We start from the raw sequence: 2949 nt of genomic DNA, 5'->3' as shown, positions 1-2949 counted from the left end.
GAGATTGTGGTTTCGTTGATAAACACCAACAAAACTATCTCTATTTCGCTTGGCTTTTGTTCAGTTTTCAAAGAACTCTTCGTTGCTGCTTTTCAGCAACAACCGTCACTCGTTAGCGACATTCACTATCGTAACACAACGATCTATTCTGCGCAACATCTTTTTTTAAAAAGTTTTCAATGCGGTTCGTCATGAAACAACAATCGTTAACTGCGACAAGAACTAATATATCACAATTAAAAATTCTACGCAATAGTTAATTTGAAATTACTTTTTGCGGCTAGGTTTAATAATTTATCATAACTTCTAAAATAAAACAACTAAATAAAACAAATTTGATACAACTTATATCAAAGGCAGCTGAAATGAGTTGCCTACATGAAGCTTTGACATTTTATTAGCAACTCGCTTTTAATAGCATTTCCCTCAATGATATTGGTAACTTCAAGCTCAATAATGGCAATCTCCATCCTTTATGAAGCGCTAGGAACAGAAGTGAGAACCCCGCTTTTTCTAAAAAAACATAGTGCAAGTGCCAAACGAGCAAAACCCCCTGTGAAGATCCTCTCACAGGGGTAAGCTAACTCCTCTTTTCCTACAATTATATTGCTCTTCACTAGTTCCGGAACCGCTTCTTCTAGTAAGCTGAGATCAATATACTCAGACTTCTTAGGTGCCAGGCACTACGAAATCTCCTTATACATCTTCTCAATCTGTTTATCAAGATCAGACACTTGCTTAGGAGCGACTTCATTTTTCATCAATACGTAGTAAAGCAACACACTAACAGCAAATCCAACAAAGAAAGCATAGTCCATAAAGAGAACACTTAACACAAAAGAAACACCATAAGCAATGAACCCTTTCGTATTAAAGCTTTTTTGACCGTCTATTGTATAGAATTCCTCTATATCCAATTTTCTTTTCCGCAATAAGTGGTAGTCCGTAATCATAATCCCTGCAATTGGGCCGAGCAATCCAGATGTGATCACCGTAAACCAAAGTAAATTATCGGCAAATACCCAAGGCATCATAAGTAGCCCAATAACTCCCGCTGCCATAACCCCTTTGGCAAAATTTAATTTTGGAAAAGCATTCACAATCACGTACGCTGCTGGCATCAAGTTTGCCGCTGTATTCGTCGACCATTGAGCAAACAAAATCGTCAGCAAGCTCAGTAATAGAATTACTGGAGTCGTGATCGAATTCGCGATAATTTCAACAGGATCCCACGTTCCTGTCAAAATCCCTCCGATCATCCCAACTAGCAACGTTCCTGCACCAATGATCACAAGACCAGCTAATTGAGCAACAATTGGTTTCCGATTTCGAATAAAGAAATTATCACTAGAATGATCAACAGATCGCTTTAGTTTCCGGTTTAAATCTGGACTATTAATTCCCATTGTGATCCAAATACCAGCAATCCCCATCACAGCAAACCAGAAAGAACCGGTCCCTGTACTGGGAGCTGCAAACACATCGACAATCGTTGCATCGTTAATTTTCAGTAACCAAAACGTAACTGCTGAAATCAGAATGACTAAAGAAGGAATCGCAATCCAGTCAAACTTGGCCATCGCTTTCATCCCAAATACAGCATTTACTATTTGAAGTGCTCCAAATAATAAGATTAATAATGTTATGTTTGAGTACCCTATCCACATGTTCATAACCATATCCAAAGCTACTGCTCCGATCCACGTTTGAAAACCGAACCAAAAACAAGCGGGTATCAACCTGAATATAGCCGGAATATTTGCCCCTTTATAACCAAAACATTTTCTAATATACACCGTAAACGGCAAACCATATACAAGTCCAATGTCACCTGTCAAAATGAGAATACTCGTAACCATTAAATATGCGACCAAAATTGCTAAAAGAATCGCTACAGGTGAGAGATCAGGGTATAATTGAGCCCCCATTGTAAAAGCACCCATATTAATCGTCATGCCAGCCCATAACATTGTAAAATCCCCAATACTAATATCTCGATCTTTGTCTTTTGTTGGTAGTAGCTCAGGATTACGTAAGTTCGTATCTACTTTTCCCACAAAACATCCTCCTCCTTCAATTACTCATAAACTATCAATGTCCACTCTCCAAATTATCAAAAAGTTCAGATATTTAAACATGAGCGAACCTAATTCTAAACAACCACAATCTAACATCCTAGATTAGATTTTCTTTTTACAAGGCTACTGAAATAGGTCTGTTTTCATCTTCCTTCAAATTCATAATTGAATTCTTTCTATGTAATGTTTAATAACATCCCTTGTATTACTGATTCGAATAATAAACACTCACTTTTGGACTGTCACCGTTGAAAGTAACCAATCATATAGCTTGGTATTGTATAAGGTAACCAATAATGACAATCGCTTGTCATTTCCAGTTAGGACTTCAAATCGACACTCTAATGTTTTTTTAAGATGCTTGCCACCGTATTGACGCTTCCTAAGTCATACAACGTCAATTTTGTTATTTATGATCAAAGCCCCTCATTAGTTGTAAGAAAATACGACATGCTTTTTTATTTGCCTAGATAACCGGGAACAGGTTTGATCGAAATAGTAGTTTCCTTTCCTCCATCCTTATTACTCTTGAGGGCACTGAAAAAGATCGCTTTTTATCTTTTCAGCACCCCCGAAGCAACGTGCGGAGCCATTGCCACTTCCTCGATGGACTTTTTCATTGGCTTTGTTATTCTTAGGCCAGCCTTTTAATCAAAAAGGTAAACCTTCTATTAATCACGTTCAAATTCTACTTAGATGCTAGAAGAAACGTTTGTCTCTCCCTGCACTTAAAAATTCATATAAAAAAAGAAGAAAACAGATGAGTATCCGTTTTCTTCTTTCTTGTATTCTATAATGCGGGTGAAGGGAGTCGAACCCCCACGTCATAAGACACTAGATCCTAAGTCTAGCGCGTCTGCCAATTCCGCCA

General features: G+C 37.8%; 2 protein-coding genes. One reads left to right on the top strand and one right to left on the bottom strand.

Going from position 1 to position 2949, the window contains the following annotated elements; all coding sequences use genetic code 11:
* A partial coding sequence (locus SAZ04_RS21400) for a hypothetical protein (RefSeq protein ID WP_332699465.1) occupies window positions 1-195 on the top strand: 195 nt, incomplete at its 5' end.
* A gap of 488 nt (window positions 196-683) precedes the next feature.
* Here SAZ04_RS21400 and SAZ04_RS21395 read toward each other — a convergent pair.
* Entirely contained in the window at window positions 684-2057 is a 1374-nt protein-coding gene (locus tag SAZ04_RS21395) for a cytosine permease (protein WP_332699462.1), read from the bottom strand.
* Window positions 2058-2949: the final 892 nt, after the last annotated feature.

It is taken from the genome of Halalkalibacter lacteus, from assembly GCF_036663595.1.
GTDB classification, from domain to species: domain Bacteria; phylum Bacillota; class Bacilli; order Bacillales; family Bacillaceae_D; genus Halalkalibacter; species Halalkalibacter lacteus.
The sequence above is the reverse complement of the archived record's forward strand: the minus strand, read 5'-3'. Positions and strand labels throughout refer to the sequence as shown.